This window comes from Streptomyces sp. NBC_01176 (assembly GCF_045039825.1).
Lineage (GTDB): Bacteria > Actinomycetota > Actinomycetes > Streptomycetales > Streptomycetaceae > Streptomyces.
Genome location: NZ_CP108600.1, coordinates 895,979 through 913,755, shown reverse-complemented (window position 1 = coordinate 913,755; position 17,777 = coordinate 895,979). Strand labels below are relative to the sequence as shown.

General features: G+C 70.1%; 17 protein-coding genes and 1 pseudogene. 7 read left to right on the top strand and 11 right to left on the bottom strand.

Annotated features, from left to right (window positions below; genetic code table 11):
• Positions 1-72 precede the first annotated feature (72 nt).
• Positions 73-972 (bottom strand): MBL fold metallo-hydrolase, encoded by a 900-nt coding sequence (locus OG199_RS03580; protein ID WP_405827880.1) that lies wholly within the window; start codon positions 970-972, stop codon positions 73-75.
• 171 nt (positions 973-1,143) lie between these two features.
• Positions 1,144-2,043 (bottom strand): LysR family transcriptional regulator, encoded by a 900-nt coding sequence (locus tag OG199_RS03575; protein WP_356801374.1) that lies wholly within the window; start codon positions 2,041-2,043, stop codon positions 1,144-1,146.
• A 136-nt stretch (positions 2,044-2,179) separates the two neighbouring features.
• Between OG199_RS03575 and OG199_RS03570 the strand changes: the two genes are divergently transcribed.
• The 3 genes from OG199_RS03570 (at position 2,180) to OG199_RS03560 (ending at position 4,242) form a co-directional block, all read left to right on the top strand.
• Complete coding sequence (locus OG199_RS03570) at positions 2,180-2,998, top strand: 3'(2'),5'-bisphosphate nucleotidase CysQ (RefSeq protein WP_401809758.1); 819 nt, start codon at positions 2,180-2,182, stop codon at positions 2,996-2,998.
• 41 nt (positions 2,999-3,039) lie between these two features.
• Complete coding sequence (locus OG199_RS03565) at positions 3,040-3,636, top strand: NADPH-dependent F420 reductase (RefSeq protein ID WP_401809756.1); 597 nt, start codon at positions 3,040-3,042, stop codon at positions 3,634-3,636.
• Between the two features lie 234 nt (positions 3,637-3,870).
• Positions 3,871-4,242: a hypothetical protein gene (locus tag OG199_RS03560; RefSeq protein ID WP_356801370.1), complete on the top strand. Its 372-nt coding sequence runs from the start codon at positions 3,871-3,873 to the stop codon at positions 4,240-4,242.
• 81 nt (positions 4,243-4,323) lie between these two features.
• On the opposite strand, the pseudogene OG199_RS03555 reads toward OG199_RS03560, so the two are convergent.
• Together OG199_RS03555 and OG199_RS03550 are read right to left on the bottom strand one after the other, a co-directional pair.
• A pseudogene (locus OG199_RS03555) lies at positions 4,324-5,551 on the bottom strand (IS701 family transposase).
• A gap of 291 nt (positions 5,552-5,842) precedes the next feature.
• Positions 5,843-7,792: an N-acetylmuramoyl-L-alanine amidase gene (locus OG199_RS03550; protein ID WP_405827877.1), complete on the bottom strand. Its 1,950-nt coding sequence runs from the start codon at positions 7,790-7,792 to the stop codon at positions 5,843-5,845.
• A 386-nt stretch (positions 7,793-8,178) separates the two neighbouring features.
• Between OG199_RS03550 and OG199_RS03545 the strand changes: the two genes are divergently transcribed.
• The 3 genes from OG199_RS03545 to OG199_RS03535 all read left to right on the top strand — a co-directional run bounded on the left by OG199_RS03545 (position 8,179) and on the right by OG199_RS03535 (position 9,425).
• Positions 8,179-8,373 (top strand): 2'-5' RNA ligase family protein, encoded by a 195-nt coding sequence (locus OG199_RS03545; protein WP_405834412.1) that lies wholly within the window; start codon positions 8,179-8,181, stop codon positions 8,371-8,373.
• Positions 8,374-8,646: 273 nt separating this feature from the next.
• Entirely contained in the window at positions 8,647-9,111 is a 465-nt protein-coding gene (locus OG199_RS03540; protein WP_356809899.1) for a hypothetical protein, read from the top strand.
• Positions 9,108-9,425, top strand: a complete 318-nt coding sequence (locus tag OG199_RS03535) for a transcriptional regulator (RefSeq protein WP_356809901.1) — start codon at positions 9,108-9,110, stop codon at positions 9,423-9,425. The genes OG199_RS03540 and OG199_RS03535 overlap by 4 nt, the downstream gene beginning before the upstream one ends.
• Positions 9,426-9,852: 427 nt before the next feature.
• Here OG199_RS03535 and OG199_RS03530 read toward each other — a convergent pair whose 3' ends face one another.
• The gene (locus OG199_RS03530) at positions 9,853-11,514 is read right to left on the bottom strand and encodes an MDR family MFS transporter (protein WP_356807722.1); all 1,662 of its coding nucleotides are present in this window, start codon (positions 11,512-11,514) and stop codon (positions 9,853-9,855) included.
• Positions 11,511-12,116, bottom strand: a complete 606-nt coding sequence (locus tag OG199_RS03525) for a MarR family winged helix-turn-helix transcriptional regulator (protein WP_405827874.1) — start codon at positions 12,114-12,116, stop codon at positions 11,511-11,513. Before OG199_RS03525 ends, OG199_RS03530 begins: the two co-directional genes overlap by 4 nt.
• A gap of 498 nt (positions 12,117-12,614) precedes the next feature.
• Here OG199_RS03525 and OG199_RS03520 point away from each other — a divergent pair, with 498 nt between their 5' ends.
• Positions 12,615-13,283 (top strand): hypothetical protein, encoded by a 669-nt coding sequence (locus OG199_RS03520; RefSeq protein WP_356807726.1) that lies wholly within the window; start codon positions 12,615-12,617, stop codon positions 13,281-13,283.
• A 162-nt stretch (positions 13,284-13,445) separates the two neighbouring features.
• Here OG199_RS03520 and OG199_RS03515 read toward each other — a convergent pair whose 3' ends face one another.
• The 5 genes from OG199_RS03515 to OG199_RS03495 all read right to left on the bottom strand — a co-directional run bounded on the left by OG199_RS03515 (position 13,446) and on the right by OG199_RS03495 (position 17,521).
• Positions 13,446-13,877: a hypothetical protein gene (locus tag OG199_RS03515; RefSeq protein WP_405827872.1), complete on the bottom strand. Its 432-nt coding sequence runs from the start codon at positions 13,875-13,877 to the stop codon at positions 13,446-13,448.
• Positions 13,878-14,485: 608 nt separating this feature from the next.
• The gene (locus OG199_RS03510; protein ID WP_405827870.1) at positions 14,486-15,421 is read right to left on the bottom strand and encodes a GNAT family N-acetyltransferase; all 936 of its coding nucleotides are present in this window, start codon (positions 15,419-15,421) and stop codon (positions 14,486-14,488) included.
• A 113-nt stretch (positions 15,422-15,534) separates the two neighbouring features.
• On the bottom strand, positions 15,535-15,882 hold the full coding sequence (locus tag OG199_RS03505) for a YciI family protein (protein ID WP_405827868.1): 348 nt from the start codon (positions 15,880-15,882) through the stop codon (positions 15,535-15,537).
• Positions 15,879-16,847 (bottom strand): virginiamycin B lyase, encoded by a 969-nt coding sequence (locus OG199_RS03500; RefSeq protein ID WP_405827867.1) that lies wholly within the window; start codon positions 16,845-16,847, stop codon positions 15,879-15,881. Before OG199_RS03500 ends, OG199_RS03505 begins: the two co-directional genes overlap by 4 nt.
• Positions 16,844-17,521, bottom strand: coding sequence for a CatB-related O-acetyltransferase (locus OG199_RS03495; RefSeq protein WP_405827865.1), 678 nt, complete (start codon positions 17,519-17,521; stop codon positions 16,844-16,846). Before OG199_RS03495 ends, OG199_RS03500 begins: the two co-directional genes overlap by 4 nt.
• Positions 17,522-17,777 lie beyond the last annotated feature (256 nt).

The window sequence follows — 17,777 nt, the reverse complement described above, 5'->3', positions numbered from 1 at the left end:
CGGTGCCGGGATCTCATCCGGGGACGGTCGGAGCCCCCGGGGACGTATCGGAACGGAGGCCGCGGAGCGTCCTCACCGCCATGCCGCCCAATCCTTCACCGCGAACCGGTCGCCGGCGCGGCTCACTTCGACCGCGCCCGGCCCGGGGAAATGCGCCGGGAACAGCAGGGCGCTCCGGTCCGCGGCCTCGCCCAGCACGCGGAGCCGGCTGTCCCGTGCGCGGGACTCGTCCTCATCGAAGCAGGCGCAGTCGTCCGGCTCCACGATCTGCAGCGGGCTGTGCAGCAGATCGCCGGCGAACACCGCCCGGTCCTTGCCCGACCGCAGCCACACGACGGAGGACCCGGGCGTATGGCCGGGGGCCGGCTCGATACGGAGCTGGGCGTCGATGTCGTAGCTGTCGCCCTCCCAGAGCACGGTCTGTCCGGCCTGGTGCACGGGGGCGACGCTGTCCTCGAAGACGTTGGCCATCCGAGGGCCGGAGCGGGTCCGGTGTCCGTTGGCCGGGTTCCAGTAGTCGAAGTCGGCGCGCGAGATGACGTACTGGGCGTTGGGGAAGGTCGGCCGCCACTCCCCGTCGTCCGTCAGGTGGGTGTTCCAGCCGACGTGGTCGCCGTGGACATGGGTGCAGATCACCGTGTCCACGTCCTGCGGGCGGACGCCTGCCGCGGCCAGCTCCTTGAGGTAGGGGGTGTTCAGATGGTGGAAGGACGGCATGGCCGGGCGCTCCCGGTCGTTGCCGATGCCGGTGTCGATCAGGATCGTCCGGCCCTCGCTGCGGATCAGCCAGGTCTGGATCATGACACGGATCTCGTCGGCGGCCGGGTCGAGGAAGGCGGGGGCGAGCCAGTCCTCGTGCGCCTGCCAGTGCTCGACGGGCACGTCGGGGAAGACGTAGTCGCGGGCGAGGCCTCTGGCGGGCTGCTCCACCACACGGGTGATCCCCACGTTTCCGAGCATGAAGGTGTCCATGATTCCAGCTTGCGCGCCGGACGACGCAGGCGCTATCGGGCGTGTGACCGCACCTTCGGCAGGAGCGGAATGCGGCGCGATACGGCCGGTCGGCGGCAACGGGCTGGAGTCCGACGGTGACGATGGCGGGGCGGGGGAGCGACCACAGATCGCCCCACCCATGACCAGCAGTTACGGGACAACGTTCAGCGCGGATCGCGCCAGCCCGCGCAGCCAGGCGTGGGCGTGGTCGGTGTCGTAGCGCTGATGCCACGACAGATACACCGGTGCCGCGGGTAGTTCGATCGGGAGGGGGAGCACGACCAGGCCGAGGTCGGCGACCGCGGACCGCGTAGTGGCTTCGGGGACGGTGATCAGAAGGTCGGAGCCGCGGGCGAACTCCAGCGCGGCCGCCTCCGTGGGCACGGTCGCCACCACGCGGCGGGTGAGGCCGAGCCGCACGAGGGCCTCGTCGACGGCATTGCCGAGGTTTCCACGTCGCGAGACGGTGACGTGCTCAGCGTCGGCGTACCGCTGCGCGGTGACGGTCCCGACGCGGGCGAGCGGGTGCCCCTGCCTCACGACGATGACGATTCGGGTCTCGCCCACGTGCTCGGCACGGATGTCCGGTGCACTCGGGCGGTTGGCGTTCGCCTCCAGGTCGACCTCGCCGCGCCGCAGCCCGGGGGTGTCGACGCTCGATTCCGCGACGAAGCGCAATCGGACGCCCGGCGCCTGTCCTTGCACGGCCGCGAGCAGTGCGGGGCCGCTCAAGGCGACCAGGGAATCGTGCCAGCGGAGAGTGAAAGTGCGCTCCAGCGTTGTCAGATCGAGGTCACGGCTCGGTGCCAGCACGCCTTGGACCTGATGCAGCAGCTCGTGCACCTGCTCCCGGACGGCGATCGCATACGGCGTCGGGGTCATGGTGCGGCCGGTGCGCACCAGGATCTGATCCCCGGTCGTGCGCCGGATCCGGCCCAGACTCCGGCTCATCGCGGGGGCGGTGACGTGCAGGCGCGCGGCCGCCCCGTTCACACTCCCCTCCTCCAGCAGCGCGTCGAGCGCGGCGAGCAGGTTCAAATCCAATTGCATGTGAGTAATCCTATGCGTGCCTGACATGCATTTGAAGTTAATTGAGGGGCTGGATACCGTCGAGACCAGGTCGCAGGACGGAAAGCACAGCGCGGCCCGACCGGCCTCATCCCCCTCATCGCACGGGAGCACCACCATGCCTGAAACGCTTAGGACCACTGACGTCGCCGCCTCCGACGCCGACCTGCTCGACCAGACCGCGATCGCCGTGCGCGCGGCCGGTTCGGCGCTGCGCGAGCGGTTCGGCGACGTGGTCCGCTACCGGACCCGCGAAGAGCTGATGCGCGCGCTCGCCGCCAACGACGACACGGCTCTCGACATCCTGCGCCCCCGCCTCACGAGCCTGCGCCCGGACGCCGGCTGGGTGGAGGACGAACTGGACGGCGGGGCGCTGCCGCCCGGCGAATGGTGGGTCGTGGATCCGGCCGAGGGCAATGTCAACCACCTGCACGCCCTGCCGGAGTGGGCGGTGACCGCCACCCTCGTGCGCGAGAACCAGCCGGTGCTCACCGTGGTCCACCTGCCGTTGACCGGCGAGACCTACACCGCGCTCACCGGCGCGGGCGCCCACCTCGACGGCCGGCCGCTGCACGTCTCCCAGACCGCGGACCTCGGCCTGAGCATCGTGGCCACCAGCCAGGCCCGGCCGGACGAGGACGAGAAGGTCGTGCGGCGCGTCGGCTCCTCGATCACCGCGATGCTCTTCGACGCCCTCGTCGTCCGCACCGCCGTGCCCGCGACCCTGCACCTGGTGAACGTCGCCGCCGGCAGGATCGACGCCTTCTGGCAGTTCGCCGGCGCCCGCGCGGACCTGCTGCCCGGGGCGTTGCTCGTCACCGAGGCCGGCGGACAGATCTCCGACGCCGAGGGCCGCCCGTGGACCCCGCGGAGCGAGAGCTTCCTGGCCGCCGCGCCCGGCGTCCACGCCGAGGCCGTCGCCACGCTCTCACGCTGACCGCGCACCACAACCCGCACGCACGGAAGGACCGGATCATCATGACCACGATCGCAGTTCTCGGAAACGGCCGCGTCGGCGGCAACCTGGCCACAGCCCTCACCCGGGCAGGGCATGAGGTGACCGTGGCGGACCGCGCGCCGGGCGCCGCCTCCGACGCTGCCCGGACAGCCCGGATCGTCATCAACGCCACCCCGGGCGCCGGCTCACTGGGCCGGCTCGTCGCCCTGCGCGAGGAACTGCGCGACAAGATCCTCGTCGACGTCTCCAACGCCACCATCGACGGACCGGACGGCCTGCCCGCCGACCTGATCTACCCCGGTTCGAGCCTGGCCGAGCAACTTCAGGAAGCACTCCCCGAAACGCGCGTCGTCAAGACCCTCAACACCATGCTCTTCCCGGTGATGACCGCGCCGGCCATGCTCACCCAGGCACCCGAGGCCTTCCTCTCCGGTGACGACCCGCAGGCCAAGGAGACCGTCCGTGAACTGCTCACCGACCTCGGGTGGCGCAAGGACTGGATCACTGATCTCGGCGGGATCCGCACCGCCCGCGCCACGGAAGCCGCAATCCTGTTCGTACCGCACGTGATTCGGTCAGGTGGATTCGCGCCCTTCGCGATCTCGATCGCCCGCTGATCCGCACACGGTGCGGATCGCAGCCGTCGCGCCGCCGCGCCGCCGCTTCTGCTGATGGTGGCCGCCGTGGTGACCGGTGGTCTGTCCCTGTCTCAGGGTCCCGTACGACCGGGAGGGACCGGGCCGCGCGCCTGGTGATGCTCCGTCGACCGGTGTGCGTCCGCCGGGCACACTGTCCCGGCTGCTCAACTGCCGCCAGGATGACCCCGACACCTGTTGACGAGAGGGGCGTACATGGACGGCGTGGAAGTGCCCTGGAGGACGTTCGACCACCTGCTCACAGGCTTCATCCGTAACGAGGCCGCCGACGTCGCCATCTACCGCGTCGAAGGGGAGAGCGCGAACCCGGGCGACGCGTTCGGGAACGTATTCGCCTGGCTGTGGGAGCGAGAGAAGGACTCGGCCGTAACTGCGTTCGCGGGCCTCCTGGCGGAAGCACGGAAGCAGAGCGACGAGGGTGACGAGGTCCGACTGGAAGAGCTGATCAAGGGCTTGCGCCTCGCCCTCCATCGCTCGCGGCTCGGCCAGAAGGACGAGTTCCACGAGGTGGAGCGGATACTGCGCGACCAGGTGCCCGGGCACTTCGGTGGACGCACCGACCTCTAGTAGTGCTTCGTTAGGTTCTTGGTCTGGTTCTGCTGGTTTTGAGGGGGTGGCCGCAGGTGGTGCAGGTGCCGGTCCAGCACCTCAGCAGGTCCTGGAGTGCGTCGAGCGTCTGGTACAGACTCGGGCTGGTGCCGGGACTTTTGGGTCGAGCCTGCGCAGGGTGAGGAAGGCTTGCGCGGCGGTGACGAGGGTGACGTGGTGGTGCCAGCCGCGCCAGGTGCGGCCCTCGAAGTGGTCCAGGCCCAGGCCGTGTTTGAGTTCGCGGTAGTCGTGTTCGATCCGCCAGCGCATCTTTGCCCACCGCACCAGGTCGGCGGTTGGTGAGGTGGCGGCCAGGTTCGATATCCAGTAGTTCGTCGGGGCGTCCTGGCCGTCCGGCCATTCGACCAGGAGGGTCTGGGCGGGCAGAACGCCGTCCCACCGGTTGCGGCCGCCGCCGGCTTCCTGGGCGGCGGCCAGGGACTGCGTGCCCGCGGGCCGCACGCTCAGCACCATGAACCGTGAGGTCATCGCGCCTTTACTGCCCTGCCGCCAGGTCACCTCGGTGAACCGCTGCGCACCCGCCTGCGCCACGAGGGTGGAGATCGCTCGCGGCGGGGTGCGGTAGCGGGGAAGGGTGGGCGGCCCGAGCCCGCCATAAGCGGGCCGGTGCGGCTCGGCATCCGCGGAGTGGGCGACTTCCTTCCCGTTCAGAGCCAGCACATAGGACAGGCCCCGTTCCTCGAGACCGAGCCGGAAGGGGGTGCTGACGCCGTAGCCGGCGTCGGCGACCACGACCGGCGCTGTCAGCTGCCACGTTGCGAGTGTGTCCAGGAGATCGAGTGCGAGACGCCATTTCTCCTGGTGCACCACGTTGTCGGGGACTCCTGCCCGGCGGCAGCGGTCCGGCTCGTCCGTCCATTCCCGCGGCAGATACAACTGCCACTCAAGCGGGCACGATGCGGTGTCGCCGGCGGCATGGACACTGACCGCGACCTGGCAGTTCGCCCGTTTCCCGAGTGCTCCGCAGTACTGGCGGGCCACACCGACCGACGCCTTGCCGCACTTGGGGAACGACACGTCGTCGATCACCCACACCTCGGGACTGACAACTGTGGTCAGGCGCTCGGCGATCCGCTGCCTGACCGGCAGCGGATCCCACGGCGACTGATTCACGAACTGCTGCAGGGCCTGCCCGTCCGGCAGCCAGTTCGGCCATCGGCTGGATGGACTTCCGCCGTCCATCCAACATCAGCCCCCGCAGATAGCACTCACCCCTGGCCCGCTGATCCCTACGCGGCACCGAGGCGAAGACATCCGCCACAAACATCGCCAACGCCGCCCGTAATCAGTTCAGTTCATACGCATCCACACACCCCATCTTGATCAGCACAAACGGAAAGACCTAACGAAGCACTACTAGGACCTGTCCGGTCGATCACGTACGGAGCCGGATGGTGAGGGCCGCGGCGGTTGCGGTGCCAAGGAGGTATGGGCTGCAGCGTCCAACCGCATCCGGACCGCCTCGCCCCCTACATGCCGGTGGCCCGGCCGGGGCTCACCGCCCCGGCCGGGCCACCTCGCGACAACTCGCGCATGCAGTCGTCTGTGTGACTGTGCGTCAGCGCTTCGCGCCGCTGTCCTCCCAGTGCTTGGTCACGGGAGTCGCGGTCACGTCGCCCGAGTACACCAGCGCCACGCGGTGGTTGTACTGGATCGTGTACTGCGTCTTCGCGCCGGTGACGACCGTCCCGCTGGACTTGAAGTAGTCCACCGTCGCGTTCGGCGGCTGGGTGGCGACGTACGCCTGGCCCGCGGGAAGGCTGTACCCGCTGATCGGGGCCTGCGTCGAGGCGCCCAGGCCGGCCGGGTACTCCGACGCGTCCGGGTAGCTCGAGCCGTAGACGGCCACCGGGGTGCTGCCCGCGGCGGAGATGGTCTTCACGCCGTAGGCCTGCTTGGTGTTCTGGCCGCCCGGGTTGTAGAACCACACCTTCGCACCGCTGAACCAGATCGCCGTCCAGTCGCCCTGCTGGTCGGCGACGACGAACTGCTGGCCGGTCTGCGCGGTGCTGCCCCAGTCGCTGATCTTGTCCGTGCCCGCGGCCGTGCCGTGGATCGCCTGGTCGCCGAAGAGCGGGGCGGACGCGTCAGGCGCGGTGCGCAGGAAGACGAAGTTCGATGCCTGCTGCCGGTCCGTGCACGCGGTCGTCGCACCGGTCGGGTCGTCGATCGGGCACACCTGGACGGTCTGCAGGTTGGTGTCGAAGGCGGGGTCGATGGTCACGACCGAGCCCACGGGTGCCTCGCTCCGCAGGCCGCTGAGCGGCGCGCCGAGCAGGCGCATGAAGTGGTCCCAGTCCCAGCTCGGTCCCGGGTCCCAGTGCTGCGCCTGAACACCGGTCAGGCTCGGCCCGGCGACGTCGTCGTGACCCAGGATGTGCTGGCGGTCCAGTGGTATGTCGAACCGGTGGGCCAGGTACTGCACGAGGTAGGCCGTGGACTCGTACTGCGCCTCGGTGTACCAGGTGGCGCCCTGCGCGGCGTAGCCCTCGTGCTCGATGCCGATCGAGTGGAGGTTCGAGGAGTAGTTGCCCGCGTGGAACGCGATGTCCTTCGTGGGCACCATCTGCGTCACCGCGCCGTCCGAGGACCGCATGACGTAATTGGTCGACACGGCGTTCGACGGGTTGGCGAGAGCGGCCACGCCGGAGTCGTACGTGCCCTCCAGGTCGTGGATGACGATGGTGTCGATCTTGATGCCGTTGGCGGGGCGGTTCGACACCTGTAGGCCGGCCTGGGAGCCGGGCACGAAGGTGCACGGCACGGCCGGCGGGCACTCGGTGTCGGTGGTGGCAGCGGCCTTCAGGTGCAGCCGGTCCACCTGGGCGGTGGCGGGGCTCACCGAGGGGGTGGCGTGGAGCCGGACCCGCTGGCCGTCCTTGGTGGTGACGCCGACGCCGCCGCGAAGGGTGGCGAAGACGCGGTCGGCGAAGGCCGCCGCGTCCTGCTTCCGCGTCGACTGGCTGTAGCGGGCGACCGCGCCGTACCACTGGGCGGTGTCCGACGGGACGCCGCCGGCCACCTGCTTCTCGTACGAGGCCAGCAGGGCCGCGCCACCGCGGATGTTCGCCTCGGGGTCCTTGCGCAGCGCGTCCTCGGACAGGCCGGTGAGCTTCGCGGCGGCCTGCAGGGTGTGCAGCGCCGGGTTCGCGGCCATCGACTTCAGGTCGCTGCGCCCGACGGCGCCCGCGCCGCCGGAGGCCATCATGGCCGGGGTCACGTCGGTGAGGTGCATGGGCCCGTAGCCGCCGTCGGCGCTGGCCTGCGCGCCGTGCGACTCCCAGGCCGACTCCTGGTACGCCAGGCCGAGCAGGACGCTCGACGGGACGTGGTACTCCGCCGCGGCCGAGGCGAAGTCCTGCTGCCGGGCGCTGCTCGCGGCGCCTGCGGTGCCGCTCGTCGTGTCGGCCAGCGCTGTGATCGGCAGGACGGCGAGGCCGCCTGCGGCCACCGCGCCCATCGCGATCGCGAGCGTCACACGCCGACGCCGCGTCTTCCTCTTGTGCAAGGTGCTGATCCTTACGGGAGCTCAGAAGTGGAGGGTCGTCGAGCACTCCGCTGACCACATCGCGGCCAGGGAGCACGCACGTCGGAGGCCCCGACCACCGGATACTCGACCGGTCATCTACACCTCAACCTGTTCGCATGCGTGCGCCCCGACCGGCGTCGCTGCCTCCGGAGGGCCGTCGTCGCAAGGGTGTTGGCCGCCCGCATCGGCCACGTTGCCGTGCGGGCCCCGGCCCATGGCGAAGGCACCCCGTGACGACGGACGTCACGGGTTATTTGCTTGACGACTCAATGATCTTACGTGGTCGATGCACCTGAACGCGTAGCGGTCAGGCTACGAAGGTGTGAAGGTCTTGAACGGGTCCTCGCGGCACGGGACTCGACCCGCTGCCCCCAAGGCGCGTTGCGTTTCACTCCTCCCCATCGCGGCGCTTTCTCGTCCCGCATCTGACCATCGCCCAGGGACAGGACGACGCCGTGCTGGAGGAGGTCGAGGCCGGCCTTCGCGGTCGGCTTCCCGTCACCGCCCGCGTGTCGTCGGTCGATCTGATGGGCCACGACGGAACAAGGTGGCAGCAGTGAGCGTCGTTCGCGCTGGAGTAAGGGGTCTGTTTGGCCATCGGTCGGCCGCCGCGGTGGGGCGCCGCGCCGCGTACGACCTTGGTCGGGTCCTGTACGGGGTGCCGGGCTGTCGCTCACCTCGACTGGGGGCGGCGTAGCGGGGGCCTCGTGTCCAACCACCGGCTCGCCGCCCAGCCCACAGGCTCGATACCGCGGATCCCGCATCCGGCCCTTGACTTTCCTGACGGGAAAGGGGGATCCTTTCTTTCCTGACAGGAAAGTGAGGGGGTTGTGGTGGACAAGATCGCTCCGGAGCAGGCGCGTACCGCCCTTGACGCGGCCGACCGCGCTCAGCGCCGAGTGGCTGAGGAAGTCGGCTTGCCCCGCGGTTACTGGTGGGCCATGGCGGCGGGCTGGGTCGTGCTGGGTGTGCTGAACGACCTGCTGCCGTCCTGGCAGGCCGGGATCGCGACCGTAATCTTCAGCGTGGGTCATACGGTGCTCGCCTCGCGGCTGCTTGACGGGCGGCGACGCACCGGCGGACTGCAGGTGAGTGCGGCCGTCGCCGGCCACCGCATCCCGCTGGTGGTGGTCGGCATGCTGCTCGCGCTCGTCGTCCTCACCGTCCTTGCGGCGCTCGCGCTGGACGCCGACGGTGCCGGGCATGCCGGCATCTGGGCGGCGGTGCCGGTCGCGGCCGTCGTCGGGTTCGGTGGTCCGGAGATCCTGCGGGTGCTGCGTCGTTGGGTGCGGGCATGACGAAGGCGCGGTTCGACGAGCTGATCCATCCCAGCACCCGCCTTTCGCTGGTGGCGACCCTGGCAGCCGCCGACTGGGCTGAGTTCGCCTTCCTCAAGGACCGCCTGGCCCTGTCCGACTCGGCCCTGTCCAAACAGCTGACGACACTCGAAGAGGCCGGGTACGTCGCCACGGAACGCCGCCTCAGCGGCAGCCGCCGCAAGGTGCGCGCCCGGCTCACCGAGGCCGGCCGGGAAGCCTTCAACGGCCACATCGCGGCCCTGCAGGCGATCGTCGCCGACGCCACGGCGCCGGCCGCAGGGGGTTCGGCGTGAGGCGGTGTCCGCGGTACACCGGTTGAACCAGGTGTGGTGGTGAAGGGGACGGTGTCCCCGGGCCGAACCCATGGCCCATGAGGACGATCGTTCGGCTGTAGCCGCGTGGAGCCTTTCGCCGCGCAGGCGACGGCCCTTCACGACACGACCGTACGACCCTGCACGTCGACGGCCCCGGTCAGGATCCGCACCTGGTCGGGGCTGTCTGCGTGCCGGTCGCGCGGGCCTCGCGGCGTACGGGACGCCGGTGGGGGAGGGGCTGGTGCGGGCGCGGCGCCGGCGCGCGGGACGTCGCCATCGGCCGGCGGTGTCGCGGGCGACACGGCCGGCGGTATCGCGGGCGACGTCGGCGAGGGTCGCGGGCAGAGCGGAGCGCCGCGGGAAGACAGGGACGTCCTCCCGCGGCGCTCAGCTCCGTGCGGTCTGCCTACTTCGCCTCGGACTCGGCCGGGTCCTTGGTGAAGGCCGCGGCCGTGGTGCGCAGCGGCACCTCCTTGATGAAGAAGGCCAGTATGAAGGCGCCCACCAGCACCACGGCGCCGACCAGGAACGCCACCGTGACCGCGTTCGTGAAGCCGACCTTGAAGGGGTGGGCGAGCACCGGGTCGAGGTGGCTCAGGAACGACGTGTCGTTGAGGGTGCCCACCGAACCGGAGGACGCGGATGTCAGCGTCTTGACCTGGTCGGGGTGGGCCTGGGCCGCGGCCTGGAAGGCGGCTGTGCCGCGTGCGTCGGCGAAGGCGTCGCTGATCTTGCCGCCCACCACGGAGTAGACGATCGACAGGAACACGGCGACACCCGCCGTACCGCCCATCTGCCGGAAGAAGGTGGTGGACGAGGTGGCGACGCCGATGTCGCGCGGCGGTACGGCGTTCTGCATGGCCAGCACGATGGTCTGCATGTTCAGACCCAGACCGGCGCCGACCACGAACATCGAGAGGTCGGTGTAGAAGAGGCCGCTGTCGGCCGTCAGCCGCCACAGCATGAGCATGCCGATGACGAGCAGTCCGCCACCGATGATCGGAAAGATCTTGTACCGCCCGGTGCGCGAGGTGATCTGGCCCGCGACGACCGAGAGCGCCATGATGCCCAGCACCAGCGGGAGGGTCAGCAGACCCGCCTTGGTCGGGGAGTTGCCCTTGACGAGCTGGAGGTAGAGCGGCAGCAGGGTGATTCCGCCGAACATGCCGATACCGATGATCGTCGACTGGGCGGCCCCGACGGCGAACACGCCGTTACGGAAGAGCCGCATCGGCAGCAGCGCGTCCTCTCCGGCCCGGCGCTCGGCGAACAGGAAGCCGACGATGCCGAGGGCGCCGATGACGTAGCAGACGAGCGAGGAGGTGGAACCCCAGCCCCACGTCCTGCCCTGTTCCGCGACGATCAGCAGGGGCACCAGTGCGACCATGAGCGTGATGGCGCCCGCGAAGTCGATGCGGTGCTCGCGCCGGTTGTGCTCCAGGTGGAGGACCTTGGCCACCACGATCAGCGCCACGATGCCGATCGGGACGTTGATGAGGAAGATCCAGCGCCAGCCGTCGATGCCGAGCAGGGTGTTCTGGCCGGCCAGCGCGCCACCGACAACCGGGCCGAGCACGCTGGACGTACCGAAGACGGCCATGAAGTAACCCTGGTACTTCGCCCGTTCACGTGGCGCGATGATGTCGCCGATGATCGCGAAGGCGAGGGAGAACAAACCGCCGGCGCCTATGCCCTGGAAGGCGCGGAACCCGGCCAGCATGTACATCGAGGTGGAGAGCGTGCAGAGTGCCGAGCCGGTGATGAACACCGCGATGGCGAAGAGGAAGAAGGGCTTGCGCCCGTACTGGTCGGACAGCTTGCCGTACATCGGGGTGGCGATCGTCGAGGTGATGAGGAACGCGGTGGTCACCCAGGCTTGTGCGGTCAGCCCGTTGAGGCTTTCACCGATTCGGTAGATCGCGGTCGAGACGACAGTCTGGTCCAGGGCTGCCAGGAACATCCCGAGCAGCAGGCCGGACAGGATCACCATGATCTGCCGGTGGGTGTAGCCGGTCTCCCCTGTACCGGCCGAGCCGATATCGGCGGACGCGGCGCTGGTGGAACTCATGCGGTGGTCTCCTTCTGGCTCGCCGGGGGACGGAAGTCCTTCCAGTCCTTGGCTGCGAGCGCGGTTTTGTACGTTTCGAAGTCGTCGATAAAGCGCACCAGCAGTGCGGCCAACCTCTCGCGATCGTGGTGGTCCCATCCGTGGAGCATTTCCTCGAAGTGCGCGTCGCGTGACCGTGTCCGGTCGGCGACGGAGCGCCGGGCCTTGTCGGTGGCCACCAGCTGGCAGGCGCGGCCGTCAGCCGGGTCGGAGCGTCTTTCGAGGAAGCCGTCGCGTACGAGTTGTGCCACATGACGGCTGACGGTCGAGGGATCGGACTCGACCAACTCCGCCAGCGTCTTGACGCGCATGGGCCCGTGTTTCACCAGCACGCCCATCAGGATCTGGACCGACCAGTCGATGTCGTCGCGAGCGCGGTCCAGCAACTGTGCGCGCGTGCGGATGAACATCCGCATGAGGCGGTCGACGCCCTCGGAGAGTTGCCGGATGGGCTCAAGGCCCTCGGACTCCCCGGGTGACGTGCTGTGATCCCCCTCCGGGGGCAGATTGCCCATGCCCACGCCTTCCGTGATTTTCACCAAGCAGTTGCATGTGTCGCGCAACTATATATCGCCGGCCAGGCGCCGAAGCCGGGGTGGGCGAGAGGCGCCGCTCGGAGAAGGCTGGGGGACCTGGAAGAGACCTGGAAGAGGCAGAGTGCACCACAGCACCGGTCGATGTCGGACGGGGCCTCGCACAGATCGATCAAGGTTCCCACTCGTGTCACCGTGCCAGGAAGAGGGTGTGCGGCGACGGATGGGCTGACGGCCCGGTACGAAGCTGATGCGCGTGCGGCGGCACTGTGGGAACGTAGATATATCTGGCCCGTCGCGCTCCCCCCCAGCGACGGGCCAGGTGTGTGCCCGGTCCGCGGGGGAGGGGTACGGCGACGGGGCCGTCAGGGCAGGCGGTGAGATGTTCGGCGAGCGCGGGCCGCCGAGCACGCCGAGCATGCCGAGCATGTCGCCCGCCTTCTCGGTCCTGCCGAAAGTTGCGCACAGCGGCCGCGCCACCGGCGACGGCGATACGCTGAGGGCATTGCCTGGGATATCGGGGGGATCATGAACAGGCTTCCGGCGTACACGCTGACGGGCGTTGCGCTGCTCTCGGCGGCAGCTTGTACCGGTGACGGCCAGGCGTCGCAGGCCGGGACACACAGCCCGACCGCGTCGATCGCTGCGGCCCGCACGGCTTCACCGCAGGCCACAACCGCGGCCCGGAACGCGGTGATTGAGGCCGCGAAGTCCACCCTGCTGGCAGAGGTGTCCACCAAAGACCTTCCCGGCTACGCGGGGATGGCCACCGCCAGCGTCGGCCAGGGCGCTGCGTTGTTCGTCTGGGCGACCACCGACGGCCGTTTCTGCTCGGGGACAGGTGCGGCGAACGGCGGGTCCACCGTGTCGACCTGCACCGCGTCCCCCGGCGACACCGCCTTCTCCTCCCGCCCCAAGCTCCTCCCCCTCGTCACGATGGGAGCGATCGGCACGAGCCAGAACCTCGTGATCGGCGCGGACCGGGAAACCGTCCGGTCGGTGACGTGCAACGGCAGACCCCTGACATTCCGACGGCTCGCCGGCGTGCTGGACAGCAGGCGCGCGCTCTACGCCTTCGACCTCCCCGGCCAGACCGGCGGGTCCGTCACCGTGACCGTCATCCGCGCTCACACCACTGCCACGGAACACGTGAAACTGCTCTGGGAGCGGCACAAGGGCAGCCCGGCCTGCAGCTGACGGAGAGTGGCGTGCGGCCTCGCATGATCGGTGGCGACCAGGCGTCACCGTGGTCGTGGGCATCGCACACAAGGCACCGGGCCGTCGCCGGAGGCGGCGGGATTCCTGCGCCGCCTCGGGGGCTCTCCGGGGTGCTCGGACCGGTGTGCCGCGTGTGGGTGGTCACAGATGAGCCACGGCGTCTTCCCGCAGGTAGGCGAACAAGGCCCGCACTTCCTGTGGGTCGTCCCCGACCGTGGTGAAGGAGAGGATCGCCTGCAGGATGCGGCGGGCGAGGTTGCCGGTCGCCTGGACGTCCGCACCCGCGGCGAGAGCCCAGCCGGACATCATGGTCATCGCCACCGAGGTCATGTGCGGGACGAGGCCCTTCTGCAGCTCCGCCAGTGCCTCCTGCTGGTCGGCTCCGTCCAGGTTGGCGATGCCGGTGACGATGAGCACCATGCAGTGCAGTCGGCTGGCGCCGTACTGGGCGACCAGCTCCGCGAGCGGTCGCTCGCCATGCCCGCTCTGCACCAGAACGGCCAGTGCGTCGTCGTCGCGGGCCCACGCCGCTTCCAGCGCGGCGACGGCGCGCATGACCTGATCTGCAGTCATCTCTGGTGACATGAGCCATACCGTAGCCACCGCAGCACGACCCAGGGTGCGACCAGGACCGGAAGTCCCCTGTCCGGGTGAGGAGGTGGCCCGGCGCGACCAGGGCGGCGGCTCCCGGCGGCACGAGGCAGTGCCGGGGCCACCAAGGCTGAGGACTGCTGCGGTCCGGGAGGCAAGGACCTAGGCGTACGGAGCAGTCCGGCGGCCGTGGGACTCCATGTGCCGGCACGGCGACGTCGGGGCCCTGCTGCCGCTCCCGACGAGTGCCCTCCTGGTCATGGCACCCCGACCGGGGCCGCTTGCGTCGATCACGCGGATGGCGTGGTGTGGGGGATGTCGGCGGGGGCGGTGGGGGCGGCGCCGGCGTGCATGGTGGCGCCATCGGCCGGCGGCGTCGACGCCGACGTGGCCACCGCTCGCCGCTGTCCAGGTGCCGGCGGTCGACGGGCCGCGGCAGCCGCCCCGCGCCGAGGACGCCCGCCGGCGGGTGCCGAGCGGGGTCGGCGAAGCGGAGCGTTCGTCGGCACCGCGCGCACGCCGAGCTGAGGCGCCGAGCCCACGGTGCGCGCGGCGGCCGCAGCGACCCAGGACCCGAGCGGCAGGTGGGGTCAGTCCCAGACCAGGTTGAGGGAGCGTTCGAAGTTGGCGTATCCGGCGCGGGCGAAGGCTTTCGCCATGGGGATGTTGCCGAGGTCCGTCGATGCCCTGATCCGGTCGACGCCCTCGGCAGCCAGGATGCGTGTGCCCTCGGCGAGGATGTCGTCGATGTAGCCGTTGCCGCGGTGTGCGGGCAGCACACCGATGTACGCGATGATCGGGTGGTAGCTGTTGCGGGCCGGGATCACGAAGCCCACCGGGCCGCCGCCGTCGGGCAGTTCGGCGATGCGCCACCATTCGTGCGGGCTCGTGAATCCGGCGAACTCTCCGTCGTAGTGCCGCTCTGCGGCCTCGCGGGGGCTCAGTCCGGATGTCAGGTCCGCCTGGCCGTGGGCGTCCAGGGTGCCATCCATGACCGGGGTCATCAGGGCGAGGAGGTCCTCGCGGCCGACCACCGGGCGGAAGACGAGACGCTCCTTGGCTTCCGGGAGTGGGGACGAGGGGGTCCACTGCAGCCGCAGCCGCTCGACCAGGAGCCGTGCGCCGGTGCCCTCCAGCACGCGCGTCCGGGATTCGACCACCTCGCGGGCGGCGGGGTCCTCATGCCAGTCGGGCGGGACGAAGCGGCCGTACTCCGGCAACCGGGCACCCGACGGGAAGACGGTCGCCGTCGCTGTCGTGAACAGTCGCGAGCCGATCTCGTCGCGGTCGGCCTTGGGCAGCGTGTCGTCGATGTCGAAGAAGTCGAACTGCAGTGGGATGTCACTGCCCGGGGTCGCCCACCAGGCGAGCCGGGCGAGGAGGCGGTCGCCGTCCAGGGCCACCCAGGTCCACTCAGGGCGGCGGAATCCGTTGGCGAAGTCGTCGGTCAGCTCGTGGTCCAGGACGTAGCGGAGCCGGCAGAAGAGTTCGATCTCCTCGGGGCCGGCCAGGGGTCGGTAGCTCACCGATGGCGGTATCAAGTCAACTCCTGTGAAGGGTGGGGCGCTTGGGACCCGTCCGGCGTGCCGGTCAGGCATGCCGGACGTCCGGGCTGAGGGCGGCGAGGGCCACCTGCCCCTCAGGCCGATTCGAGGACGGGGCGGATTTCGAGCGCCTCCGGGGTGGGGAAGCCGCGGGCCAGCTCGATGGCCTCGGCGTGGTCGGCCACGTCCAGGATGAACCAGCCGCCGAGGGTCTCCTCGCCGCTGTGTACGGGTCCCTCGGTCACGGCCACGGACCCGTCCGTCGTCTTGCGCACGGTGACGGGGCCCTGGTGCTCGGTGTCGAGGGCGTCGCCGCCCGCCAGCTTTCCCGCCGCCGCGAGCTCGCCGATCCACGTCTCGTACGCCTTGCGGTGGGCGTCGCGGTCGGCCTGGATCCGGGCGCGTGACGCGTGCGTCTCGAAGATCACGAGTGCGTATTTCATGGGGTGTTCCTCTGTTCGGTGTTCCTGCTGGTGATGTCGGTTCCGGTGGTGATGTCGGTTCCGGTGGTGAAGTCGGTTGTGGCGGTGGGGGAGATACGGGCCAGGGCGCCTGTCTCCAGGGCCGTCCACAGGGCGCCGTCCGGGCCCACCGTGATCCCGTGCGGTTCGGAGGCCGGGGTGGGCAGATCGTGGCCGGTGACCGTGCCGTCGGCGGTGATCGAGCCGACGCGGTTGCCGGCCCATTCGGTGAACCACGCGGTGCCGTCGGTGTCGGTGGTGACGGCGTGCGGCCGGGCCGAGCGGTCGGGCAGCGGATACTCGGTGATCCGGCCGTCGGGCGCGCGGTGACCGATCTGACCGGCGGCGATCTCGGTGAACCAGACGCCACCGTCATGGCTCGCGGCGATACCCACCGGGGCGGCGGCCTCGGTGGGCAGCTCGTGGATCGTGATGCGGCCGTCCATGCCGATGCGGCCGATGGCGTTGGCCTGGTTCATCGTGAACCACATCGCGTCCCCGGCCGCGGCGATCGCGGAGGGGAACGCGCCGGTGCACGGCAGTGGATACTCCGTGACCGACCCGTCGGTGGTGAGGCGTCCGATGCGGTCGGTGGCGGTTTCGGTGAACCACAGCGCGCCGTCCGGGCCTGCGGCGATACCGAAGGGACCGCACCGCGCGGTCGGAAGCGCGAACTCCGTCGTGTGGCCGGCCGTCGTGATCCGGCCGATCCGGTGCGCCCGGTACTGGGTGAACCACAGGGCGCCGTCCGGCCCGGCACCGATGACCGTCGGACCGCTGTCCGGGGCGATCTGATGGCTGGTCGGCTCCTGTCCCGGGACGAGTCGGCCGATCTGGCCGCTGTGCACCATGGTGAACCACAGCGCGCCGTCCGGGCCGGTGGTGATCGCGTACGGGCCGCTGTCGCGACCGGACACCGCGTACTCTTCGACGGTCCGCGTCGTCACTGCTGCTCCAGACCTTCGGCGGCGGCGATGCGCTCGATGTCCTGTGGGGAACCGGCCATGATGGTGCGCGCGTGCGTGGTCACCAGCGCGACGGGCCAGTCCCACCAGGCGGCGCGCACCAGCCGTTCGACGTCGCGGTCGTCGAAGCGCTGTCTGATCGTTCTGGCCGGGTTCCCGCCCACGACGGTGTAGGGCGGCACGTCGGCGGTGACCATCGCACCGGCCGCGATCACGGCACCGTCACCGATCCGTACCCCCGGCATCACGGTGGCGCCGTATCCGAACCACACGTCGTTGCCGACCACCGTGTCCCCGCGGCTGGGCATGCCGGTGACGATGTCGAGGGTCTGCTCGGCCCACTCCCCACCGAACATGGTGAAGGGGAAGGTGGACACCCCCATCGACGGGTGTTCGGCACCCGCCATCAGGAATCGAGTGCCCGTGCCGATCGCGCAGTACTTGCCGATGACCAGCCGTTCCGGACCGTAGGCGTAGAGCACATTGCGCTGCACGAGGTCGGTCGCGCCGTCGGGGTCGTCGTAGTAGGTGAAGTCACCTGCCACGACGTGGGATCCGGCGACCAGGGGCTTGAGGAAGGCGACCCGCTCGTGTGCAGGCAGCGGGTGGAGCGTGGCCGGGTCAGGTGTCCGGGCAGCGCTCGGGTCGAATGGCACGTGGGAATCGCTCCGTGGGGGTTCGTGCGCGGCGGCCGGGGCCCGGGGCGCGAAGCCCGGGGACGGTGAGGTACGCGGCTACCGCGCGGTCCGGGGTTTGCGGGCCGTCGGCTGGATCGAGCGAGCCGATCCCGGTGTCTCGTGCCGGTTCATGCCGTCACCTGCGGGGACGGCCGTCCGGCTCGGCACCCAGCATGCCGAGCGAGCAGCCTGGGAGCAACGGCATATCTTGTTATGATCGTTAACCCGGAGCTCA